General features: G+C 63.7%; 27 protein-coding genes. 9 read left to right on the top strand and 18 right to left on the bottom strand.

Annotated elements, in window-relative coordinates:
- The first annotated feature begins 35 nt into the window (after positions 1-35).
- Complete coding sequence (locus MHZ91_RS02545) at positions 36-494, top strand: cytochrome c (protein ID WP_175124608.1); 459 nt, start codon at positions 36-38, stop codon at positions 492-494.
- Positions 495-587: 93 nt separating this feature from the next.
- Here MHZ91_RS02545 and MHZ91_RS02540 read toward each other — a convergent pair whose 3' ends face one another.
- The 3 genes from MHZ91_RS02540 to MHZ91_RS02530 form a co-directional block, all read right to left on the bottom strand.
- Positions 588-1,280, bottom strand: coding sequence for a cytochrome b/b6 domain-containing protein (locus MHZ91_RS02540; protein ID WP_218345085.1), 693 nt, complete (start codon positions 1,278-1,280; stop codon positions 588-590).
- Positions 1,281-1,365: 85 nt separating this feature from the next.
- Complete coding sequence (locus MHZ91_RS02535; RefSeq protein WP_175124606.1) at positions 1,366-1,647, bottom strand: hypothetical protein; 282 nt, start codon at positions 1,645-1,647, stop codon at positions 1,366-1,368.
- 691 nt (positions 1,648-2,338) lie between these two features.
- Positions 2,339-2,698 (bottom strand): hypothetical protein, encoded by a 360-nt coding sequence (locus tag MHZ91_RS02530; RefSeq protein ID WP_239212371.1) that lies wholly within the window; start codon positions 2,696-2,698, stop codon positions 2,339-2,341.
- Positions 2,699-2,900: 202 nt separating this feature from the next.
- On the opposite strand from MHZ91_RS02530, the gene MHZ91_RS02525 reads away from it, so the two are divergent.
- From MHZ91_RS02525 to MHZ91_RS02510, 4 genes are all read left to right on the top strand, one after another.
- Positions 2,901-3,614: a DUF3053 family protein gene (locus MHZ91_RS02525; protein ID WP_239212370.1), complete on the top strand. Its 714-nt coding sequence runs from the start codon at positions 2,901-2,903 to the stop codon at positions 3,612-3,614.
- A gap of 91 nt (positions 3,615-3,705) precedes the next feature.
- Entirely contained in the window at positions 3,706-4,887 is a 1,182-nt protein-coding gene (locus tag MHZ91_RS02520) for an AI-2E family transporter (protein ID WP_239212369.1), read from the top strand.
- Between the two features lie 105 nt (positions 4,888-4,992).
- Positions 4,993-5,214, top strand: a complete 222-nt coding sequence (locus MHZ91_RS02515; protein WP_191576547.1) for a hypothetical protein — start codon at positions 4,993-4,995, stop codon at positions 5,212-5,214.
- 160 nt (positions 5,215-5,374) lie between these two features.
- Positions 5,375-6,949 carry a sensor domain-containing diguanylate cyclase gene (locus MHZ91_RS02510; RefSeq protein WP_239212368.1) on the top strand — a complete coding sequence of 525 codons (1,575 nt, stop codon included), beginning with the start codon at positions 5,375-5,377 and terminating at the stop codon, positions 6,947-6,949.
- Between the two features lie 22 nt (positions 6,950-6,971).
- Here the strand turns inward: MHZ91_RS02510 and MHZ91_RS02505 are convergent, their stop codons facing one another.
- Positions 6,972-7,211: a 6-phosphofructokinase gene (locus MHZ91_RS02505; RefSeq protein WP_175124601.1), complete on the bottom strand. Its 240-nt coding sequence runs from the start codon at positions 7,209-7,211 to the stop codon at positions 6,972-6,974.
- A gap of 96 nt (positions 7,212-7,307) precedes the next feature.
- Between MHZ91_RS02505 and yddG the strand changes: the two genes are divergently transcribed.
- Positions 7,308-8,216, top strand: coding sequence for an aromatic amino acid DMT transporter YddG (yddG, locus tag MHZ91_RS02500; RefSeq protein ID WP_239212366.1), 909 nt, complete (start codon positions 7,308-7,310; stop codon positions 8,214-8,216).
- A 27-nt stretch (positions 8,217-8,243) separates the two neighbouring features.
- Here the strand turns inward: yddG and MHZ91_RS02495 are convergent, their stop codons facing one another.
- The gene (locus MHZ91_RS02495) at positions 8,244-8,435 is read right to left on the bottom strand and encodes a hypothetical protein (protein ID WP_175124599.1); all 192 of its coding nucleotides are present in this window, start codon (positions 8,433-8,435) and stop codon (positions 8,244-8,246) included.
- 151 nt (positions 8,436-8,586) lie between these two features.
- Between MHZ91_RS02495 and MHZ91_RS02490 the strand changes: the two genes are divergently transcribed.
- From MHZ91_RS02490 to MHZ91_RS02480, 3 genes are all read left to right on the top strand, one after another.
- A complete protein-coding gene (locus tag MHZ91_RS02490) occupies positions 8,587-8,946 on the top strand; it encodes a hypothetical protein (protein ID WP_239212364.1) in 360 nt (119 codons plus the stop codon).
- Positions 8,947-9,052: 106 nt separating this feature from the next.
- Positions 9,053-9,244 carry a hypothetical protein gene (locus MHZ91_RS02485; RefSeq protein ID WP_175124598.1) on the top strand — a complete coding sequence of 64 codons (192 nt, stop codon included), beginning with the start codon at positions 9,053-9,055 and terminating at the stop codon, positions 9,242-9,244.
- Positions 9,245-9,444: 200 nt separating this feature from the next.
- Positions 9,445-10,368: a hypothetical protein gene (locus MHZ91_RS02480; protein ID WP_239212362.1), complete on the top strand. Its 924-nt coding sequence runs from the start codon at positions 9,445-9,447 to the stop codon at positions 10,366-10,368.
- Positions 10,369-10,705: 337 nt separating this feature from the next.
- Here the strand turns inward: MHZ91_RS02480 and MHZ91_RS02475 are convergent, their stop codons facing one another.
- From MHZ91_RS02475 to MHZ91_RS02415, 13 genes are all read right to left on the bottom strand, one after another.
- On the bottom strand, positions 10,706-11,785 hold the full coding sequence (locus MHZ91_RS02475) for a tyrosine-type recombinase/integrase (protein WP_239212360.1): 1,080 nt from the start codon (positions 11,783-11,785) through the stop codon (positions 10,706-10,708).
- 1 nt (position 11,786) lies between these two features.
- Complete coding sequence (locus tag MHZ91_RS02470) at positions 11,787-12,029, bottom strand: DUF4224 domain-containing protein (RefSeq protein ID WP_128827827.1); 243 nt, start codon at positions 12,027-12,029, stop codon at positions 11,787-11,789.
- 354 nt (positions 12,030-12,383) lie between these two features.
- Positions 12,384-12,578, bottom strand: coding sequence for a hypothetical protein (locus tag MHZ91_RS02465; protein ID WP_239212354.1), 195 nt, complete (start codon positions 12,576-12,578; stop codon positions 12,384-12,386).
- Positions 12,575-12,787 (bottom strand): hypothetical protein, encoded by a 213-nt coding sequence (locus MHZ91_RS02460; protein WP_239212352.1) that lies wholly within the window; start codon positions 12,785-12,787, stop codon positions 12,575-12,577. The genes MHZ91_RS02465 and MHZ91_RS02460 overlap by 4 nt, the downstream gene beginning before the upstream one ends.
- Before the next feature lie 49 nt (positions 12,788-12,836).
- Positions 12,837-13,187 carry a hypothetical protein gene (locus MHZ91_RS02455; RefSeq protein ID WP_239212350.1) on the bottom strand — a complete coding sequence of 117 codons (351 nt, stop codon included), beginning with the start codon at positions 13,185-13,187 and terminating at the stop codon, positions 12,837-12,839.
- Positions 13,177-13,746, bottom strand: a complete 570-nt coding sequence (locus MHZ91_RS02450) for a hypothetical protein (RefSeq protein ID WP_239212348.1) — start codon at positions 13,744-13,746, stop codon at positions 13,177-13,179. Before MHZ91_RS02450 ends, MHZ91_RS02455 begins: the two co-directional genes overlap by 11 nt.
- Positions 13,743-14,159 carry an HNH endonuclease gene (locus MHZ91_RS02445; protein WP_239212347.1) on the bottom strand — a complete coding sequence of 139 codons (417 nt, stop codon included), beginning with the start codon at positions 14,157-14,159 and terminating at the stop codon, positions 13,743-13,745. The genes MHZ91_RS02450 and MHZ91_RS02445 overlap by 4 nt, the downstream gene beginning before the upstream one ends.
- A complete protein-coding gene (locus tag MHZ91_RS02440) occupies positions 14,160-14,855 on the bottom strand; it encodes a hypothetical protein (RefSeq protein ID WP_239212337.1) in 696 nt (231 codons plus the stop codon).
- A 39-nt stretch (positions 14,856-14,894) separates the two neighbouring features.
- Positions 14,895-15,386: a hypothetical protein gene (locus MHZ91_RS02435; RefSeq protein ID WP_239212335.1), complete on the bottom strand. Its 492-nt coding sequence runs from the start codon at positions 15,384-15,386 to the stop codon at positions 14,895-14,897.
- Positions 15,387-15,399: 13 nt separating this feature from the next.
- Positions 15,400-15,906 (bottom strand): HNH endonuclease signature motif containing protein, encoded by a 507-nt coding sequence (locus MHZ91_RS02430; protein WP_239212333.1) that lies wholly within the window; start codon positions 15,904-15,906, stop codon positions 15,400-15,402.
- Positions 15,906-16,679, bottom strand: a complete 774-nt coding sequence (locus MHZ91_RS02425; protein ID WP_239212331.1) for a lambda exonuclease family protein — start codon at positions 16,677-16,679, stop codon at positions 15,906-15,908. Before MHZ91_RS02425 ends, MHZ91_RS02430 begins: the two co-directional genes overlap by 1 nt.
- Positions 16,676-17,449 carry an ERF family protein gene (locus tag MHZ91_RS02420; protein WP_239212329.1) on the bottom strand — a complete coding sequence of 258 codons (774 nt, stop codon included), beginning with the start codon at positions 17,447-17,449 and terminating at the stop codon, positions 16,676-16,678. The genes MHZ91_RS02425 and MHZ91_RS02420 overlap by 4 nt, the downstream gene beginning before the upstream one ends.
- A 7-nt stretch (positions 17,450-17,456) precedes the next feature.
- On the bottom strand, positions 17,457-18,557 hold the full coding sequence (locus tag MHZ91_RS02415; RefSeq protein ID WP_239212326.1) for a hypothetical protein: 1,101 nt from the start codon (positions 18,555-18,557) through the stop codon (positions 17,457-17,459).

Here is an 18,557-nt window from a genome sequence, read left to right as displayed (position 1 = left end):
GCGCGGCTTTCACGTTGTACCTACGGGAGAAATCAATGAAGAAGTTGTCCACGCTCGCTGCGCTGGCCTGTATGACGGTGGGTCCGCTGCTGGCAACGTCCGCCTCCGCGCAATTCGCCAAGCCCGAAGATGCCGTCAAGTACCGCCAGTCGGCGCTTGCACTGATCGGCTCGCACTTCGGCCGCATGGCGCCGGTGGTCAAGGGCCAGGCGCCCTATGACGCCGCGCAGATCAAGGCCAACGTCGATGTGCTGAAGACGCTGTCGGCATTGCCGTGGGCGGGTTTCGGCCCGGGTACGGAAGGCGGTGACGCCCGTCCCGAAATCTGGAGCGACGCGGCTGGCTTCAAGCAGAAGCAGCAGGCGTTCCAGGACAACATCGTGAAACTGTCGGCAGCCGCCGATGCCGGCGATCTGGACAAGCTGCGCGCGGCCTTCGGCGACGTCGGCGCCAGCTGCAAAGCCTGCCACGATTCGTACCGCAAGAAGAAATAAGGCATCGGGCCGTTGTCAGATCCGGCCCGTCATCCTGGCAAGCAAAAAGCCCCGTCAAGGGGCTTTTTTCATGGGCTGTTCGCTTGGGCAGAGTCAGGAGAACGACATGTCGGACACGACCTCGAGCGATCGTATCCACAGCACCAGCCCGGTCACGCAGGCGCCCAGCAACAGTGCGCGCAGCCAGATGGCCAAGCCGTCCTGCGCGGGCGGCGTGCCGGCGGGCACGTCCTTGGCATCGACGTTGCCGGTGATGATGGCACGCACCAGACGCTTGCGGCGCACCACCACGTACCACGTGACGGCCAGCAGGTGTAGGACGACCAGGCCGATGATGACCCATTCATTGAGCTTGTGCCAGGACGTCATGGCGCTGGCGGTGGCTTCGGATACGTGTCCGAACAGCGGACCCTGCGTCATGATGTCGTCCGTGGTGAACAGGCCGCTGACCGCCTGAAAGCCCACGACCAGCAGCAATGCCATGACCGACAGGGCGCCCAGCGGATTGTGGCCGGCGGGCGCGGCGGCGCCCTTCAGGTAGCGGGCCACGGCGCCGGGGCCGCGAACGAAATGCGCGAACCTGGCATAGCGCGGTCCGGCAAAGCCCCACAGCACGCGGAAGATGATGAGGCCCAGCGCCGTACAGCCGAACCGCACGTGCCAGTCCATGTACAGGCCGCCCAGTTTCACGCTGACGAACGCGCCGACGATGCAGACGACAAGTCCCCAGTGAAAGAGGCGGGTGGGAAGGTCCCAGATGCGGACCGCAAGACGATTGTTCTGCATGGTGAGATCAGCGGGCTGAAGTTGCTGGGAATTTATCACGCACAAAGCAAACCGCCGCGGGGTAAGCGCGGCGGTGTTGGTCTGCTTAGCGAGCGTTGCGGCGCACCGGTTCGATGCGATGCACGTGCTCGTGGCGGAACCGGATGCGCTGGGCGGGAGTCTTTTGCGCGGGCGCGCCGCACGGTACGACTTCGGTGGTGTAGGTGGTGGTGCCGTTGATCGGCGCGTTGAAGATGACCGTGGCGCGGATCTCGGGGCCGTTTGCCGGCTTCAGGTAGACGATGTCGCCGATGTGGATGGGCATGTCGTCGAGCTGCGTATGGGCCGGGCGGCGGATCAGTTCGGTGGTGGTGAAACGAGTATTCATGTTGTGTTCTCTTTAGGTTCTAGTTATTGGAAAAGCTGCGTCTTGTCATGGTGCGCGCAAGCCGGGCAAATGCGGGGCACTTGGCCGGACCTTCGCGAAGCGCCTTGTCCGCCGGATGTATTGGACAGGCGTTACATGACACTAACGCATTGCTGCTGCCGTTCTTTTGCGCATTCTCATGTTTTTTGCGCGCCGGGCCGGCGTGGTGATGCCTTCGTCCAGTCCTGGCGGGCATCGGTCGGGCTGCAGGGCGCAGGCGCGCCATACACGGGCATGGTTGCCGGCGCGGTAGCGTGCGCCGATGCAGCCCTGGGTGCGCACAGAGTGGGTTGGCTCTGGCGCTCGCGGTGGTTGGACCGCGGCATGCGTCGCTGCTTCCGGAAAAGCAACGTGTTATTTGGGTGTATCTGCTTCAGGCCGATCCGGACTGGCGGATGGGCGAAGGCGTGGGGTTTCCGATGGTGCTCTGGGTTTGCGTATTTTGCGTTGTACTTCGCAAGGACGCAGAGCTTACGGGAGGCGGATCTGTTTGCGGCAACCGCTTTTTTGCGGCCAGCTTGGGGTGAGCAGTTCGTGGCGGACATGGCGTACCGGGGTACGACTGCGCAGATCCAACCGACGATAATATCGGAGAATACGCGATTATGCAAGCATTTTCGGCCGGATAGGCATCCGGCCGAGCAAATACGCGTTAGTGCGCCGCGGGACGGGCCTGGCGTTGGGCCTCGATGATCAGGCCTTCCAGGCGCGGCGACATGCGCAGCGCCACTTGGGTGCTGGTCGTGCCGTCGGGCTGCGGCAAGGTTTCCAGCGCCAGTTCGATGCGCTCGTCGTCAAAGGCCTCGGGCGCCGCCTGAATCTCCACATAGCGTTCCAGCAGCGCGTCCACGGCTTTCTGGGCGTCCGCCAGCGCCTCTTCCGATAGCTTGCCGTGGCCGAGGTACTGGTTGACCACCCGCGCCAGGTCGTTCATGAAAAGGAGCAAGGCGTTCGCGCCGCGGCAATCCGGGAGCGTGAAACCCCAGGGCAGGGGAGAAGCGTTCTGAGTCATGGGGGCAGCCAGTGTGTGTTGCGGGCGGCCGAACGCCGCCGAATCCGTGATTTTAGAGGACGCCGGCGCCGCGGGCATGCGCGCCGCTCTCCCTGTGTCAACTCGCTTCGATGGCAACAAATTTCGCCCCATTCGGATCCAAGCTCGGGGCTACCGGATAATCTTCCCGTAATCTGCAGAATCGGAGTGCAAAAGGATGCGCATGGGTTGGGTTCGCGCGTGGGTGGCGGGCATGGCGGCGGTTTCGATGCTGTTGCTGGCGGCCTGCGTCAACAAGGAGCCGCAGGAGCGCGCCGCGTTCATACAGGTTCTGCAAGTCCGCATGAACAACGTGACGCTTGTGCCGATCGGTCTGTTGAGCAAGCAGGAAAAGGACGCGATCGGGGATTACGACGACGCCTACGAAGTAATGACGGATTTCCAGGACGCCATGGCCAAGGCGGCCGCGCCGCTGCGCGAAGTGCTGTCCGTGGAGACGATCCGGTCGGTAAGCGAGATCGTGGAGCGCAAGGCCAGCCTGCAGGCGGCGCGCAAGACGCTGGCAGACAGCGCCGCGCAGGTCCAGGCGGCGCGAAGCAAGGCCGACAAGGCGCGCGCGGCCTTGACGCTGCCCGCCGATCTGGCACCCGTGTATGACGGCGTCTACGACGAGGCGGTGACAGCGCCGGCTGCCGACATGATGGAGGCCGCGGCCAGGATGGACTCGGTCGCCCGCGACGCGCTGGGCATTGCGGACTTCGTGGCTGCCAATGGCGCGGAGGTCACCTTCGAGGATGGGCAGACGAAGGTGGCGAAACCGACGTTGCAACAGGAACTGAACCTGCGTCTGCAAGCGCTGAATGCGCAGTCCGACGGTCTTGAAGCCGCCCGCGCCACGCTGCTGCAGGCAGCGAGCGCCGGCTCGAAGGCGCCATAGCCGTGGATCAGCCTCGTCTCAATGCAAGCGGCGCCAGGCGGCGCTTTGTACAATGCGGCTCTCGCGGCGCATGCCGTGCCTTGGACACACCATGAGCGAATCTTCAGGCGTGCATTACAGAACCTTCGTGCTTTTGCTGGTGGTGGTCACCATCGCGTTCGGCTGGCTGTTGTGGCCTTTCTATGGGGCCGTGTTCTGGGGCACCATTCTGGCCATTCTTTTCGCGCCCTTGCAGCGCCGCCTGGTGGTGCGCATTGGCGGCCGGCGCAATCTCGCCGCGCTCATCACGCTGCTGCTGGTGCTGCTGCTGGTGATTCTTCCGTTGGTCGTGATCAGCGGCTCGCTGGTGAGCGAAGGCGCGAGCCTCTATCAAAGCATCAAGTCAGGCCAGATCAACTTTGGCGCGTACTTCCAGCAGGCAATGGACGCCTTGCCGCCGTCGGTGCATGCGCTGCTGGCGCGCTTCGACCTGGCCGACATTCCCAGCCTGCAGGACAAGCTGAGCGCCGGCGCGATGCAGGCAAGCCAGTTCCTGGCGACTCAAGCCCTGAACATCGGACAGGACACGTTCCAGTTCGTGGTCAGCTTCGGCATCATGCTGTATCTGCTCTTCTTCCTGCTGCGTGACGGGCCCCAGCTTTCGGCCCGGCTGCGGCGCGCGGTGCCGCTGAGCGACATGCACAAGCAGCACCTGTTCCGCAAATTCACGACCGTCGTGCGCGCCACCGTAAAGGGCAACGTCGCGGTGGCGGCGGCGCAGGGCGCGCTGGGCGGCATCATCTTCTCAATCCTGTCGATCCAGGGCGCGTTGCTGTGGGGCGTGATCATGGCGTTCCTGTCGCTGCTTCCGGCGATTGGCGCGGGACTGATCTGGGCGCCGGTGGCCGTGTACTTCCTGCTGACGGGCTCCGTGGTCAAGGGCGCCGTGCTCATCGCGTTCGGTGTGCTGGTCATCGGCATGGTCGACAACATCCTGCGACCCATTCTCGTGGGCAAGGATACGAAGATGCCCGACTACGTGATCCTGATCTCCACGCTTGGCGGGATGGCGCTGTTCGGCCTGAACGGCTTTGTCATCGGTCCGCTGATCGCGGCGCTGTTCATGGCAAGCTGGGATCTGTTCTCGCCCGCGGCAAGTGATCCGACGGTCGTCCCCGCAGCGAGCGCGCCGTTGCCGGGCAACCCCGTCGCCGGCACGCCGGCGGCAGCGGGCGGCGCCACTGCCGGTACGCAGGCCGCGCTGGCTCGGGACCGCCAGTCCCGCGTCGATTGACCGAGCCGGGCGCCCATGTGCGCCCGGCCGGGTGTATGGTGTAGCAGCGCCGGCCATTGCGGCCGGCCTTTCGTGTCAACTTCGCCAAACAGGAGCGCGTTGGATATGGAATGGAAACTGCATCGGTCGGGCTGGATCGAAGAACGCAACTTTGACATCGAATTTGCCGAAACGCCTGAGGGGTACCACACCCGCGTACGCGTCTTCGGCTTTCCCATCCTGGAAGACACCAAGCACGTGTTCCCCAACGAGGCGCTGGCCGAAAAAGGCGCGCTGACGCTGCTCAAGAGCCAATTTACCGGCACGCCGGATCTGGAAGAGACGTAGGCCGCAAAAGTCGGCCGCGGGCGCGTTCTGCAATAATCTCTGAGTTTCCATCCAGGCCCGGCGGGGGTGCCGGGAGGGCGTACGGGGAGGCGCATGAGCCCACGGGTGTTGTTTAGGTCGAACGTCCGCGCAATGCGGAACCTGAGTGGCGAGGCGCGCCATGTCTGACGGCGAAACGCGTGCGGGCGTGCGCCGCCGCCAGGCGCGGCGCTACTCCATGCGCACGGGCCTGCTGGCCCTTGTCTTTGCCTGTATCACGCCCGCGCTCGTCGTGGCGACGGTCGCGGTCTACGAAAGCTACGTCATCCAGAAGGAACGCATCTTTCGCGACACCATCTTTCTGGCGCGCAATCTCACGGCAATCCTCGATCGCGAGCTCACAGGCGTCGAAGCCGGCTTGCAGATGCTGGCGTCATCGCCGGACCTGGTCGAAGGAGACCTTGCCGGTTTTCATCGCCGTGCGCGCGAGTCCGTGCGGTTCCAGATCGTCGACAGCTACGTCCTGACCAACAAGGAAGGGCGCCAGATCATCAACACGCAAGTGCCCTACGGTACGGCGTTGCCGTCCACCGGCGCGCCGGATGAGCTGCTTCGCGTCTTCCAATCGCGCATGCCCGTGCTGACGGGATTGTTCACCGGCGGTCTGACCAACGACCCCACCATCGCGCTCGGCGTGCCGGTCGTGCGAGGCGGGGAGGTGGTCTACAGCCTGAATGTGGGGCTGTCGCCCGAACGCATCGGCAATGTGTTGGGCCGCCGCGCCTTGCCCGAGGGCTGGGTGGCTGCCGTGCTGGACGACGCAGGAACCATCGTCGCCCGCACCCGCGACACGTCGAAATTCGTTGGCCAGAAGGCGGTGCCCGCGCTGGCCCGCGCCGTGCAGCAGGAAGGCGAGGGGTCGCTCGAAACGATCACCAAGGAAGGCACGCCGGTCTACACCGCGTTCAGCCGGTCGGCACTGTCGGGCTGGACGGTTGCCGCCGGCGCGCCGATGCAATTGCTGACCACGGACCTTTATCGTTCCATTGCGTGGATCGGCATGGGCACGTTGTTCGCGTTCGGCCTGGGGCTGTGGCTGGCGATCAGGCTGGCGAGCCGGCTGACGTCGGCCGTGCAGGGGCTCGTCGCGCCGGCGCTGGCGCTGGGCGAGGGCCGTACCGTGGAACTGCCAGCCACACGCATCAAGGAAGCCCAGGAAGTGGGCGCCGCCATGCTGCAGGCGTCGCGCATGCTGGCGCGCGCGCAGCATCTGGCGCACTACGATCCGCTGACTGGTCTGTGCAACCGGGTGCTGTTCGGCGAACTTGTGCTGCGTGAGCTGGCGGTCGCGCAGCGCAGCGGCGAGGCGTTCTCGATCCTGGCCATCGACCTGGACGGCTTCAAGGCCGTCAACGATATGCATGGTCATGCCGCGGGCGATACGGTGCTGAAAGAGGCCGCCGACCGCATGGCAAGCGCCATCCGGGTTTCCGACGTGGCGGCACGCCTGGGCGGTGACGAGTTTGCCGTGTTGTTGCTGGGCGCCAATCAGGAAAACGCGCGGCTGGTTGCCGAGGCGCTGGTCGAGAGCCTGTCGCTGCCGTATCCCAACGTGCGCGTCGCGGTGTCGGCGAGCATCGGCATCGCCGTGTATCCGCAATCGGGCACGACCATGCTGCAGTTGCTCGAGCGCGCGGACGTGGCGTTGTATCGGGCCAAGGGTCTGGGCAAGCGGCGGGTGGCGCTGGATCAGTAAGCCCGCCGCGTGGCCGGGCGTGTCAGGTGTCGTGGCGCGGCGCCAGCGCAGTCAGGACCTCGCCGGATCCCAGGCGATACCGCTTGTCGTCCAGCGCGATGACGGCGTCACCTTCGGACGTTCTGAATATGTAGCGCCCGCCGGTTCGCGGCAGGATGCCGGCGCCCGCATCCTCCGCCCGCAAGAACACTTCAATGCGGTAAAGCCGCCCCGAATCCGTGCTTGCCAGCACGTCGCTCATCCTGCGTGTCGAAATAGCCATGCCGCGATTTCTCCGTTCGGTTTTCGCTAAACTTGCCGCCTTGGCGCCGGGCCAGCCCAGTTCTCATACAGGCACGGCGCGCAATCGGAAACGGTAATGCAATTGAATCCTGGCCGGAATGCGGCCACTTCCCTCGGCTTGCTGGCGATCCTGCTATGGGGCACGGTCGTCGGACTGATTCGTGGCGTCAGTGAAAACTTTGGCCCGATCGGCGGCGCCGCGCTCATCTATACGGTGGGTTCGTTCTTCCTGGTGTTGTTGCTGGGCTTCCCGAAGCTGCGCACGTTTCCCCGGTCCTATCTCATCGTGGGCAGCATGCTGTTCGTCGCTTACGAGATCTGCCTGTCCCTGTCGCTGGGATTCGCGGCCGATCGGGGGCAAGCCATCGAGCTGGGCATCGTCAACTATCTGTGGCCGTGTCTGACGGTCGTGTTTGCCATGCTCATCAATGGCCAGCGGGCAAGCATCTGGGTAGCGCCGGGCATCTTGTTGTCGGTGATCGGCATCGTGTGGGTCGTGGGCGGAGCCGGCGGGCTGTCGTATGAACGCACCGTGGCCAATGTGTCGAGCAATCCTCTTAGTTATGGGTTGGCGTTCAGCGGCGCCATCATCTGGGCCGTGTATTGCAACGTGACCAAACGCTTTGCCGACGGCAAGAACGGCGTCGCGCTGTTTTTCGTGCTGACCGCTGCTGTCCTGTGGATCAAATATGCGATCAGCGCGGAACCCGCGCTTGCGTTCACGGCGCCCGCCACGATCGAGCTATGCGTGGCCGGCGGCGCAATGGCCAGCGGCTACGCATTCTGGAACGTGGGGATACTGCGAGGCAACCTGACCTTGCTGGCCACCGCGTCGTACTTCACGCCGGTCTTTTCCACCTTCTTTGCCGCGCTCTGGTTGGCGACGCCGCTCACCCTGTCGTTCTGGCAGGGCGTGGCGATGGTCACCGCCGGTTCATTGTTGTGTTGGGCGGCAACCCGCGGCAGACCGGCCCGCAACGGATAGTCCGGGCCTGGTCTACGGTGGGGGAGACTACTCGACGAGCATCGTCAGGGCCACGGCGAACCCCAACGGGACCAGCATCAGCGATGCAAAGGTGGAACTGACAATCGCCGCCGATATCTTCAGCCAGGGCTCGGGCCCCGCGCTTCGTATCGTTTGAATCACCAACGCGACGATACCCATAACCATCAAACAGCTCATGAAAACTGCCAAGTAAGTCATGTTGTCTCCGTCCTCGCCTGACTTAGGGGATTCGGCGCCGCTTTGCGGTCTTATGTTTGAGACGATTGTGCGCCTGTATTGCAGGACTGCACCCTAGGGTTTTCCTTGCAGGCAGGGCGCTTTGTGGCGGATTAGCCGCGCAGTCTGCAGCATGAAAATCGTGTGCAAGCGCAGCATTATTCACGCGCCGCGTCCGTCCGTGGCGGGCCGCCGCGATTGCGCTACGATGGCGTCATCAAAACACGGAAGAGGCCGCCAGATGCCGCAAGAACTACGTCCCGGCACGCGCGCCACCTTGCAGGTCCGGCAGCTCGCGCCAGGTGAATTCGCATGGATCATCACGCTGCTTGATCCTGAATCTGGAAATGTGCGCAGCACCAATTACTCGGACAAGCGATACACCAGCCAGGATGAGGCCTCTGCCGCCGGCAAGGCCGCGGTCGTTGCTTTTCTTGCGGGCGAGACGCCCGAACGTGCCGCTTCCGTGGTTGGCGGCAAGCGCAAAGACTGATCGCTGATTCGTTTTCCTGAAGGCGTTGAACGCCTCGAGGGTCTCAGGCACGCCATTTGCTGATGCTCAATCGAAGCGCGACTTGCGCTGCTTGAGGAGAGGCAACATGTCCCAGATCCCGCACCGAGAACCCGGTCAACCCGACGATCTCACGCCGGACGATCCGGCGCTTCCAGGTACCGCCCCTGCGGACGATCCGCGTCCGGACCCGGGTCGTCCCACCGACAATCCCGACGTCATCGATCCCACGCCGCCCGCGCCGGACCCCCGTGCTCCGGGCACCATCGACCTGGCCTGATTGCGGCCGGCGTCACTTCACCCATATCCATTTATCGAAGCAAGGAGGTTTCCATGCGCTCCATCCTGTTGTGGCTGCTTGGCGTGCCCATTCCCATCATCATTCTGCTGGCGCTGTTCTGGCACTGAAGGCCGGTTCGTCATTTCCGCTTTGGCACCCGCGTCCGCGCGGTTGCGTAAGACTCTGGACAAGGATCGATCATGCAAAATACGTCTTCATTGAGCCAACCCTATGCCGATGGCGTGCCTCCACGTGAGTCCGCCATTTCGGCCGTGTCGTGGGCGGCGGTCTTCGCCGGCGCGGTGATTGCCGCCGCGCTCTCGCTCGCATTGTTTGCCGGTGGCACCGGCCTGGGCTTCCTGTCCGTATCGCCGTGGGGCGACGAGGGCGTGTCGGCCCCGACCATCGGTATTGGCATCATTGTCTGGATGCTGCTCACTCAGATCCTCTCGTACGGCATTGGCGGCTATGTCGCTGGACGCCTGCGCACCAAGTGGGTCGACGTGCACTCGGATGAGGTCTACTTCCGCGACACCGCGCATGGCTTTCTGGTCTGGGCGCTGAGCGCCGTGGTCAGCGCCGCGCTGTTGGGGTCGGCCCTGGCGTCCATGGCATCGGGCGTGGCCAAGGCCGGCGCATCGGTGGCAGCCACTGCCGGCACCGCGGCAACTGCGGCCGCGACGGCCGGCGCGGCGGGTGCAGGCAGCAACGGTGGCATGGAACGCGCCACCGACTATCTCACCGACACCCTGATGCGTTCGGAACGTCCCGAGGCCAACACTGACCCGGAAGCGGCACGTGCCGAAGTGGGCCGCATCGTTGCCATGAGCATCACCCGTGGCGAGATGACGCCCGCTGATCGCGATTACGTGGTGAAGGTCGTGGCCGCGCAGGCCGGTGTTGAGCCCGCCGTGGCGCAACGCCGCGTCGACGAGGCGATCCAGAACGCCAAGAAGACCGCGGAAGAAGCCAAGGTAAAGGCCAAGGAAGCCGCCGACGCGACGCGCAAGGCCGCTGCGGCATTCGCGTTGTGGGGCTTTGCGTCGATGCTGATCGGCGCGTTCGTGGCAAGCCTGGCGGCGACGTGGGGCGGCCGCCGGCGCGATACGGTGTATCGGACTTGATGGGCTGAGGCCTGTATTGTCCGAATGAAAATGGCCCGCACGGTGTGCGGGCCATTTTTTTTGTTTCACGATGGATTCGGGCTCGTCGAGAGTGAGTGAACCTCGCGTCCGTCGTTCCTTCCCCGCCAACGAAAAAAGGCCCGCACAATGTGCGGGCCTTTTGAATTCTTTGGTGGCGCATCCCTGATTCGAACAGGGGACCTGCGGATTATGATTCCATGCCAAAGGCCAATTAAATCAACGCTGTAGGCACTAAACCCGCTCCGCAACTGGTCATCAAATGCGCAGCTAGAAGCCGCATGTTTGCTTGTGATGACTTCCGGTTGCGGAGCGGGTTTTAGCGGGTCGGGCCGACCTTATCGCCCTTGCGTTCCCTGACGTAATGCTCGGTCATCTGAATGGATTTGTGCCCGAGTTGGCGCTGTGCCTGCCGGATATCGCCGGACGACTCAGCCGTATCGGTACCAGCCTTGGCGCGCAGGTCTCGGAACTGGAAGCCCTCTTTGGGCACGCCGGCATCTTCCCGCGCAGCATAGAACCTCTGCCGCAGCGCATCATAGCCAAGGTGCTGCCCGGACTCGTTCACCACCAGCGCGGTAGAAGTCACCTTGTATCCAGCCTTGCGGGCGCGGATGCGGGCGATCACCTTTGCCAATTCCCCTTCGACGCTGATCCGCAGCTTCTTCCCGGTCTTGTTCTGGCCTAGGTGAAGCATCCCATCTCGGATATCCCGCTCGTCGAACTTGAGGGTGTCGGCTGGGCGCTGGCCGGTGAGATAGGCCAGATCCATGGCGTCTCGGGTAGGCCCGTCTGCCTTCGCCCATACGCGCTTAAACACATCGTCCTCTACGTATACGTCCCGTCCGGTCTCCCGATTCTTTCGGACGCCTGCGCAGGGGTTGGGTGCGTCGGTGATCCCGACTTCCCGGGCGAAGTTGAACACATGGCTGAATAGGGCGATTTCCCGGTTCGCCCTGACGTGGCCCGGGTTCGGCGGAACTTCGCGCTTATTCTCCACGTACCACTGCCGGGCCAGGTCACTGCGCCACGCCATGTACTGCTTGATGAGCTGGGGCTTGATGGCGTCCAAAGGGGCGGGCGGGTCGTCAAAGAACTTGTAGAGGACCGCGAATTCCTTGAGGTTGTCCGATTGAGTCCTGGGCGCTTTGGTCACCAGCACATCCCGGATATAGCGCTCTGCCGCATATCGGAAGGTGGCAACCGGGGCGGATGACGGGGCGTTATCCCGCTCCAGGTCCGCCCACTTCCTAACGGCTTCCACCAGATCCGGCCCCAGCGGTACTTCGACCCGGGGACGGCCGCCCATGTCGTAGTAGTAGTACACCGTTCCGCTCTTCTGCTTGCGGGCACGCATCCGAGGCGGAAGGTTGGTGTTCTTGTAAGGTTTTCGGCCCATATCAAGCTGCTCTCAAAACTCGGGGCTGCCAGGCAGGCTTAGGTTGCTCGGCGCTTGGCCTGCCCATGATATTGGCTCGGACGACCACCGGGCGTCCGCGGGCGTTCAGGTAGAACGGGATGCCCATCGTACGCAGGCACTCAGCCTGCAGTTGCTCACGGTGAACGGTCTTGCCCTTGATGCGCTTACCGGTCTTGATGCCGGTTAGTTCTGCCATCTCTTCGGCGCTCAAAAACGTATCCATATCGCCTCCAAAACAAAGCCCTATCGGGTGTTCTTGCTGAGCCAGGGCCAGCGCGGTGTGGCCGCTTTCTCAGCCTCCTGGACGTAATCCTGGTACAGCTTGCGCCGTTCGGCTTGTTGCTCATGTGACGGTTCCATAGGGATGGTCCTGGAAAAGTCGTCAGTTGATACAGCATGGCAACTGGTGCAAGTTGCGCGAGCGCGCTGTGTGCCGAACCAGTGATCGGGTAGTTCAACGTCGCCGCCGCAGCGGCTGCATTTGCCGATGTACATTTCCGTTCTCCAAAACAAAGCCCGCGCTAGGCGGGCATCCAATACTGGCGAGTCGTCTCAACGACTTTGTGTGCATACTCGGTCATTGAGCCGGTAAGGTGACGGGGGTGATGGGCCGGCTGTATCGCTCTAGCTTCGCCCAATCCTTCAGCGTAAAGACCTTCGGGAAAGCGCGCGGCCGCTTCGCCATCACGTAACCGCCAGAGTGGCACATGTAGATGAGGCGTCCATGTTCGTCCTGCTTGTCGAATCTATCGACCATCTCGAATTGCTTCACGCTCCCTCCTTCGCCAATTCCTCGGCCCGCACAGTCACCCGCTCAACCGGGATTGCATTGCCGCTGGTGAACTTCTCCCGCAGCAGCATCCCATCCCTCCCCAGCGCCACCAGCTCGTCGCGCTCTCCAATACTGAGCGTCACCGCAGCGCCATAGGGCTTGCAGTGCGCCTCTCGGGTGGCTATCTGCTCTAGTTCGTCTTTGGTCATGTTTGGCTCATTAATGATTCAAAGGTAGAGGCTATGCGCTATATATGAGTCAAGCGCCTCCGTCCTTGTGGTCGGGGTGGGGCTGGGCAAGTTCGGCGGCGGCGCGGACGATGGCGCGGCGGGTGGCGGCTTGAGGATCGTCGCCGTACAGTATCTTTCCTGTCCCGATGTACCCGCCGCCAAACCACGCAACAACGTGATCGTCGTAAAGCTTCAAGTCGATTTTCAGTTTCACCGCCAATCGCAGCGCGTCGCCATCGTCGATGAGGGGTTCCCAGAAGCCGATACCGCCGTCTTCGACATAGATTGCCTGGAGGCCCCCAGACGTCTCGCAGTATTGGAACTTGAGATAACCCGCGGCCTTCGCCGCCAGCACCAGCAACTCGCGATCACTCTGCATCGCTCCCTCCGTTCTCCTGCGCGCCCGGTTGCGCGGACAGGGCGGCGTGAACCTGTTGCAAGCATTGATTCCAGCCCCGGACGAATTCCCCGTGGTACCTCATGTCGGTGTGCGGCTGCGGAAGAATCGCCGTCCAATCGCGCACCGCCTCGCTGGCCTGGGGCGCGGCATAGAGCGGTTCGACCGGGTGATGGGCACGCACGTTGACTGCCTTCTGGGCGTCTGTCGTGGCGTGCCAGCCCGTAGGCGTCTGATAGCGCCACGCCACCGGCTGCGCCTCCCCGGCTACAGGGGCGCTTGCCAGGGCGGCGCGGGCAAGCTCGACGCAGCGGGCATGGCGGTCCCCTGAATTCGCCCCGTCTTTCGCTGTGTCCACGATTCGTTGCAATGCCGCGCGCTCCCCGGCTACAGGGGCGCGCAGCTTGGACAGCACTGCGGATTCGATGGCGCGGGCGAAGTCCTCGACGGCTTCGTCATCCAGGCCGTGTTCGACCCAGATGGATCGGATTTCTTCGACCGTCAGCCGGGCTTCATGCTGGGCGGGGGTGTTGGTGGTCATGCTGCGTCCTTTGCCGCTTCTGCGGCCACGCGCTCAAAGTGGAAAATGATCTGAGCGCCGGTTTCAACGGCCAGGCCGAAACGCAAGGCGTGGCGATAGGTGGGGTAGTTGTCGGTCAGCACCTTGCAGGTGCGCTGAAGCTTCACGCGCCAGGCTTCCAGGCTCATCGCGTGCTTGTCGATGTTGCATGGCGGGCAAGCCGGCATGTAGTTGGCAGGTACGTCGCGCTCGGGCCGCAGGGGCGCGCCGTTGACGTACTTCCAAGACCGTTCGCCGCGCACCAGCTTCAGGTCGCGTTGCACTGGCTCCAGGTGATCGACGTGCCAGCGTTCCGGCAGGGGCTGGCCGCAGTACGCGCATTTGCCGTCGAACATGGCGAACACGCGGGCGCGCTCGGCTTTGCTGATGGCCATTCACCCCTCCTGCTGCTGAGAGGCCGACAGGGCGGCGATGAATTCAGGCTGGGCCATCAGGCCGTGGATAGCGTCAACAATCAGCGCACGCTCGCCTTCGGTGGGCGTATGGCTCGCGTCCCTGCCTTCCTGATCTTCACCGCACATTTCATAGCCGGCCACGTAATCCTGAATGAACTGGTCAGCGCGCGCGAAATCCGGCTTACGCGTATCGCCAGCGGAGCCAGCTGGCATGAATGCGGTTGGCCACGTCGCGTTCAGCCGCTGGCAGATTTCTTCCAGGCTGTACTTCTTGTCGGGCCAGTTGTCGGCGATGTAGTCCGCTAGCTTGTCCAGTGTGATGGAATCGTCCTTCGCATCGTCCTGTGCGCCGGCGGGAGGGGTGCAATCCGGGCACGGCTCGGCGTTGTATCCGGAATGCGGCGCCAAGCCGCCTACCATTCCGTGGCCGTTGCAGGTCAGGCACGGAGCGGAGGGTAGCGGCATCCAGTGTGTGGGCGGCTTGAGAAAGCTCGTCATCACGGGGATGGATTTACCGCTCTTGCTGCCAACGACGGTATTCATCCCGTCCATTACGTGCCACGCAAAGCCATCGGCAGGGCAAAACGCCGCGCAAACGCCAGCTTCAGGGTGAAAGACAATGATTTCCGTGCCGTCCTTCGGCGCTGAGGCTATCGGCTTCCATTGTTGGGTCATTTGTTCACGCTCCAGGGTAGAAGATGGAAACGAGGAGGCTCATGGGCGGGCCTCAATCTCGGCCAGGATCTGAGTCTGGCGCAGCAGGTCGGACGCGTCGGCCTGCGTCAGCCCGGCACCGATGCGGCGCAGCGCGGGGATCTCGGCGTGCAACGCGGCCATCAGCGGCCCGTCGATCGGCATGCCTAGGTCGAGCCGCTTGGCGAGCTGGCGCAGCGCCGTGGCCTTGAACGGGCTGCCGTGCCGCGTCGCCCACATGTCGAAGAAGTCCGCCATGCCCGCAATCGCCGGCGCGCTGGCGTACCATTCGCCGTCGGCCACGCAGTGGAAGACCGGTACGCCGCGCGTGTCGACCGTCACGGTGCCGTCGCGCTCCATCTGGTCGATGATGGCTTCCAGCGGCGCCAGGGTCTGCTGGGTCTTGATGAGCATGGGCAGGCGGGCAGGGCGTTCAGGCCGGCGCGTGGCGCGCACGCGGGCCTGCTGCTTTTCCATCATGCGGCGCTGCTGGCGGTTCATGGCGGGGATCATGCTTTTCTCCGAATTAGAACGAGAACGGTTGCGCCGTATCCCGCCAAGCCTTGCCGCGTGTGATCAGGCGGACGTTGGAAGGGGAAATTGAAAATGCGGCGGCGATATCGCTGGTCCTTTCTCCTGCAGCGCTGCGGTTCCGAATTTCGCGAGCCAATTCCATCGTCAGCTTCGTCGTGGCGCGGCGCCGCGCGCCCTGAGTCATCCGCATTGCATGGGCTCGGCCACGAGAGAGCCGGCCCTTGCTTTGAGCGTCACGCAAGTTGTTCAGCCTTGTGCCGGCGACCAAATGCTCAGGATTGCAACAGCGGCGGTTATCGCAGACGTGCATCACGTCGTTTCTACGCTCCGGGATAGGCCCATTCACCAGCTCATACACATAGCGATGCACGTACATGGTTTTCCGGTTGACGGTGATACGCCCGTAGCCGTTCGACTGGACGCAGTTCATCCATTCCCAGCATTCAGTCCTCGGGTCGATACGGCAGCGACCCTTAATCTGCCGCAGGTCGACTTTCATTAGGCGGCTTCCTTCTTGAGCAGGGTTTCGTAGCTGGAGACGAGGGCTTCGAATTCGACGAGGTCGGTTTCCATGGCCTCGATGAAGTCGTCATCGCGGTCGAATACCTTCATCCACAACTGCTTGCCGACGACCTCAAGGGCCGGGCAGTAGAGGCAGATGTGCCAGCGCTTGCGACCGGTCAACCACATGCACCCCTGCGCCTGCTCCATGACCGTGCTGGCGTCGTTGTCGACCCAGAACGCGCGCAGCTTCTCCGGAGCGATGAAGCATTTGTATTCGCTGCCCTCGTCGTTGCCGATTAAGCCGTCTGCGCTGGCGCCGTAGCGGCCGTCCTCGGTCATGACGAAGCCGGCATGGTTCACGAAGAGGCCGGTCTGGATCTCATGTTCCATGCGGGCCTTCGGCTCGAGCTCGTGACCGCGGCGCATTGAATGGGTTTCGAACCCTTCGTCCAGCGGCTCGCCGCTGATGCGCTCCACTGCCAAGCGGAAGGCGTAGTTCAACGCGGCTTCCGAGAATTCGCCCACCTTCTCGCCGTCGATGGCCCGTTGAATGACGTCCGCGCGCGGCGCGGCCTTGTAGCCAGCGATATCGCGCGCGGCAGCTTCAGACCGGCCGGCCAGGATGGCGTCGACGTACTTCTTTTGCTGGTCGGTCAGCCCGTTGACCTTCGCGCGCACAGTCGAAAACATGCTGGCGGTGATTACGCCGGCGCGCGCTCGGTGCCATTCCGGGCTGCCTTGGTCGCATTCGATGACTTTGAAGCTCATGATTTCTCCAGTCGTGCTTTGGACTCGCTGACAGCGGCGCGGAATTGTTCGTAGACGGCCAGCGAGTTCACCTTCTTGATCTCGGGTAGGCCGTCCTTCCAGACCTGGTCAAGGTCCATGATCGATTTGGCCTGCGTGGCGGCCGTGATCCAACTGTCGATTGCTTGCTGGGAGGTTGGGTCAATCTCAATGCCGTCGTTGTCATCACCCTTTTCGGAGATGCCGCAAACCGCCTTCAGCGTGTGGCGCTCGAGGTAGGTGGTGGTCGACGCGATGGCCTGGATCGTGTTCTTCTTCCCGCTTTCGTCCGGCGGCGCGCTCAGGGTCACAGACTTCTCGTGGCCCAGGCGGTGCACCAGCGTGCAGGTGACGTGGATCCGGCCGTCTTTTTGTTCGACGTCCCAGCCCCAGGCAAAGCCGTGCTTGGACAGGGCAGGACCCACGGCCGTGACTACGTCGGACAGTTCGGCGTGCTTGTAGCTGGTGGTGCCGCGGTCGGTCTTGAACTCGACCTGCTTGCGCTTGATGATCTCCACAGCCTCGGACTTGAACGCGGCAAAGGCGTCGTTGAACGCCTTGCGCGCCTCGTCGGCTTCCCACTCGCGCTGGATCGCCATCATCTCCTTGATCTGATCCAGGGGAATGCCTTGCTTCACGGCGGCCATCATCATGCCCATGGGCGAATTGGCGGCGAGTACGGCGACCTGGCCGGTGGCCGGCTCGGGTTGCATGGCCACTGCGCGGGCCGGGGCGTCGATAACTTCAGTCATAGCTACCTCAGTAGGTGATTCGGGTGTTGGGGATCAGGCCCTTGGCTATCAGCGTGACCGCCTGCCGGGCGCAGTCCTCGGGCATGCCGCCGGCGACGAACGCATCCAGGGCGGCGCGGTTGACCTTTCCCTTGTGGGCCTTGTCCTCTTCGCGGCGCCGGGCCTCAGCCTCTTCTGCTGCCTTGGCGTCGGCCTGGCGCTTGATCTCTGCTTGGCGCGCGTCCTCAGCGGCCTTCTTCTCGCGCTCGATGGCTGCGAGGCGTTCCTGCTCCGCGCGTTGCTCTGCGACGAGTTGGTCGGCCTTTGCCTTGGCGGCCGCCTTCTCGGCCTGCTCGGCTTGCAGCTTCAGTTCAAGTTCGCGGCGCTCCGCTGCGGCTTTGGCTTCCTGCTCGCGGCGGATGGCCGCTTCGCGTTCAGCCTGCGCTGCAGCTTCTGCATCGCGACGGGCCTTTTCCTCAGCTTCGCGGGCGATGCGCTCTTCGCGGTCTTTCTGCTCGCGCGCCGCGGCCTCAGCGCGAAGGCGCGCCAGTTCGGCCTGCTCCGCGTCGTGCTTCTCACGGGCAGCCAGCGCCTGCTGCAGCGCCTCCAACGCGTGGGCCTTGACGCGATGCGCCTCGGGTTCGAATTCTTCCCAGGATTCATCGACCGCGCGGGCCTGCACATCGGCGATGGTGGCGCGCAGCTCGTCCGCGTCCAGGTCGCGGTTCTCATCGGCGCGCAGCCGGAACCACTCGATGCCCTGCTGGTGGCGCCGTTGGCGCGCTTCCTCCGCCTGTTCCCACTGGTCCAGCGGCGCGCGGACCTCATCGGCCAGCGCATCCAGGGCTTCGCGCATGCGCTTGCGCTCGGCGTCGATCTTCTTCGGGATCTCCTTCAGGCGGTCGACCTGTTCCTTGCCGATGCCGTCCAGAGCGGTCTTCACCTTGCGGACCTTGAAGGCCAGGCTGGCGATCGCGTCGCGGCCCTTCTTGGTCTTCAGGTCCGGCACGTGACCGGTGACCTCGGCGCGGATCTTGTCCAGCCAAGGGTCCAGGCCGCCGGGCTTGGAGTAGACGTCCAGCGCGGTTTCCGCCGGCGGCAGCTCGGCAAGTTGGGTTGCTTCGGTCAT

It is taken from the genome of Achromobacter sp. ACRQX, assembly GCF_022346505.1.
In the GTDB taxonomy this organism is placed as follows: Bacteria; Pseudomonadota; Gammaproteobacteria; order Burkholderiales; family Burkholderiaceae_B; genus Achromobacter; species Achromobacter animicus.
The sequence above is the reverse complement of the archived record's forward strand: the minus strand, read 5'-3'. Positions and strand labels throughout refer to the sequence as shown.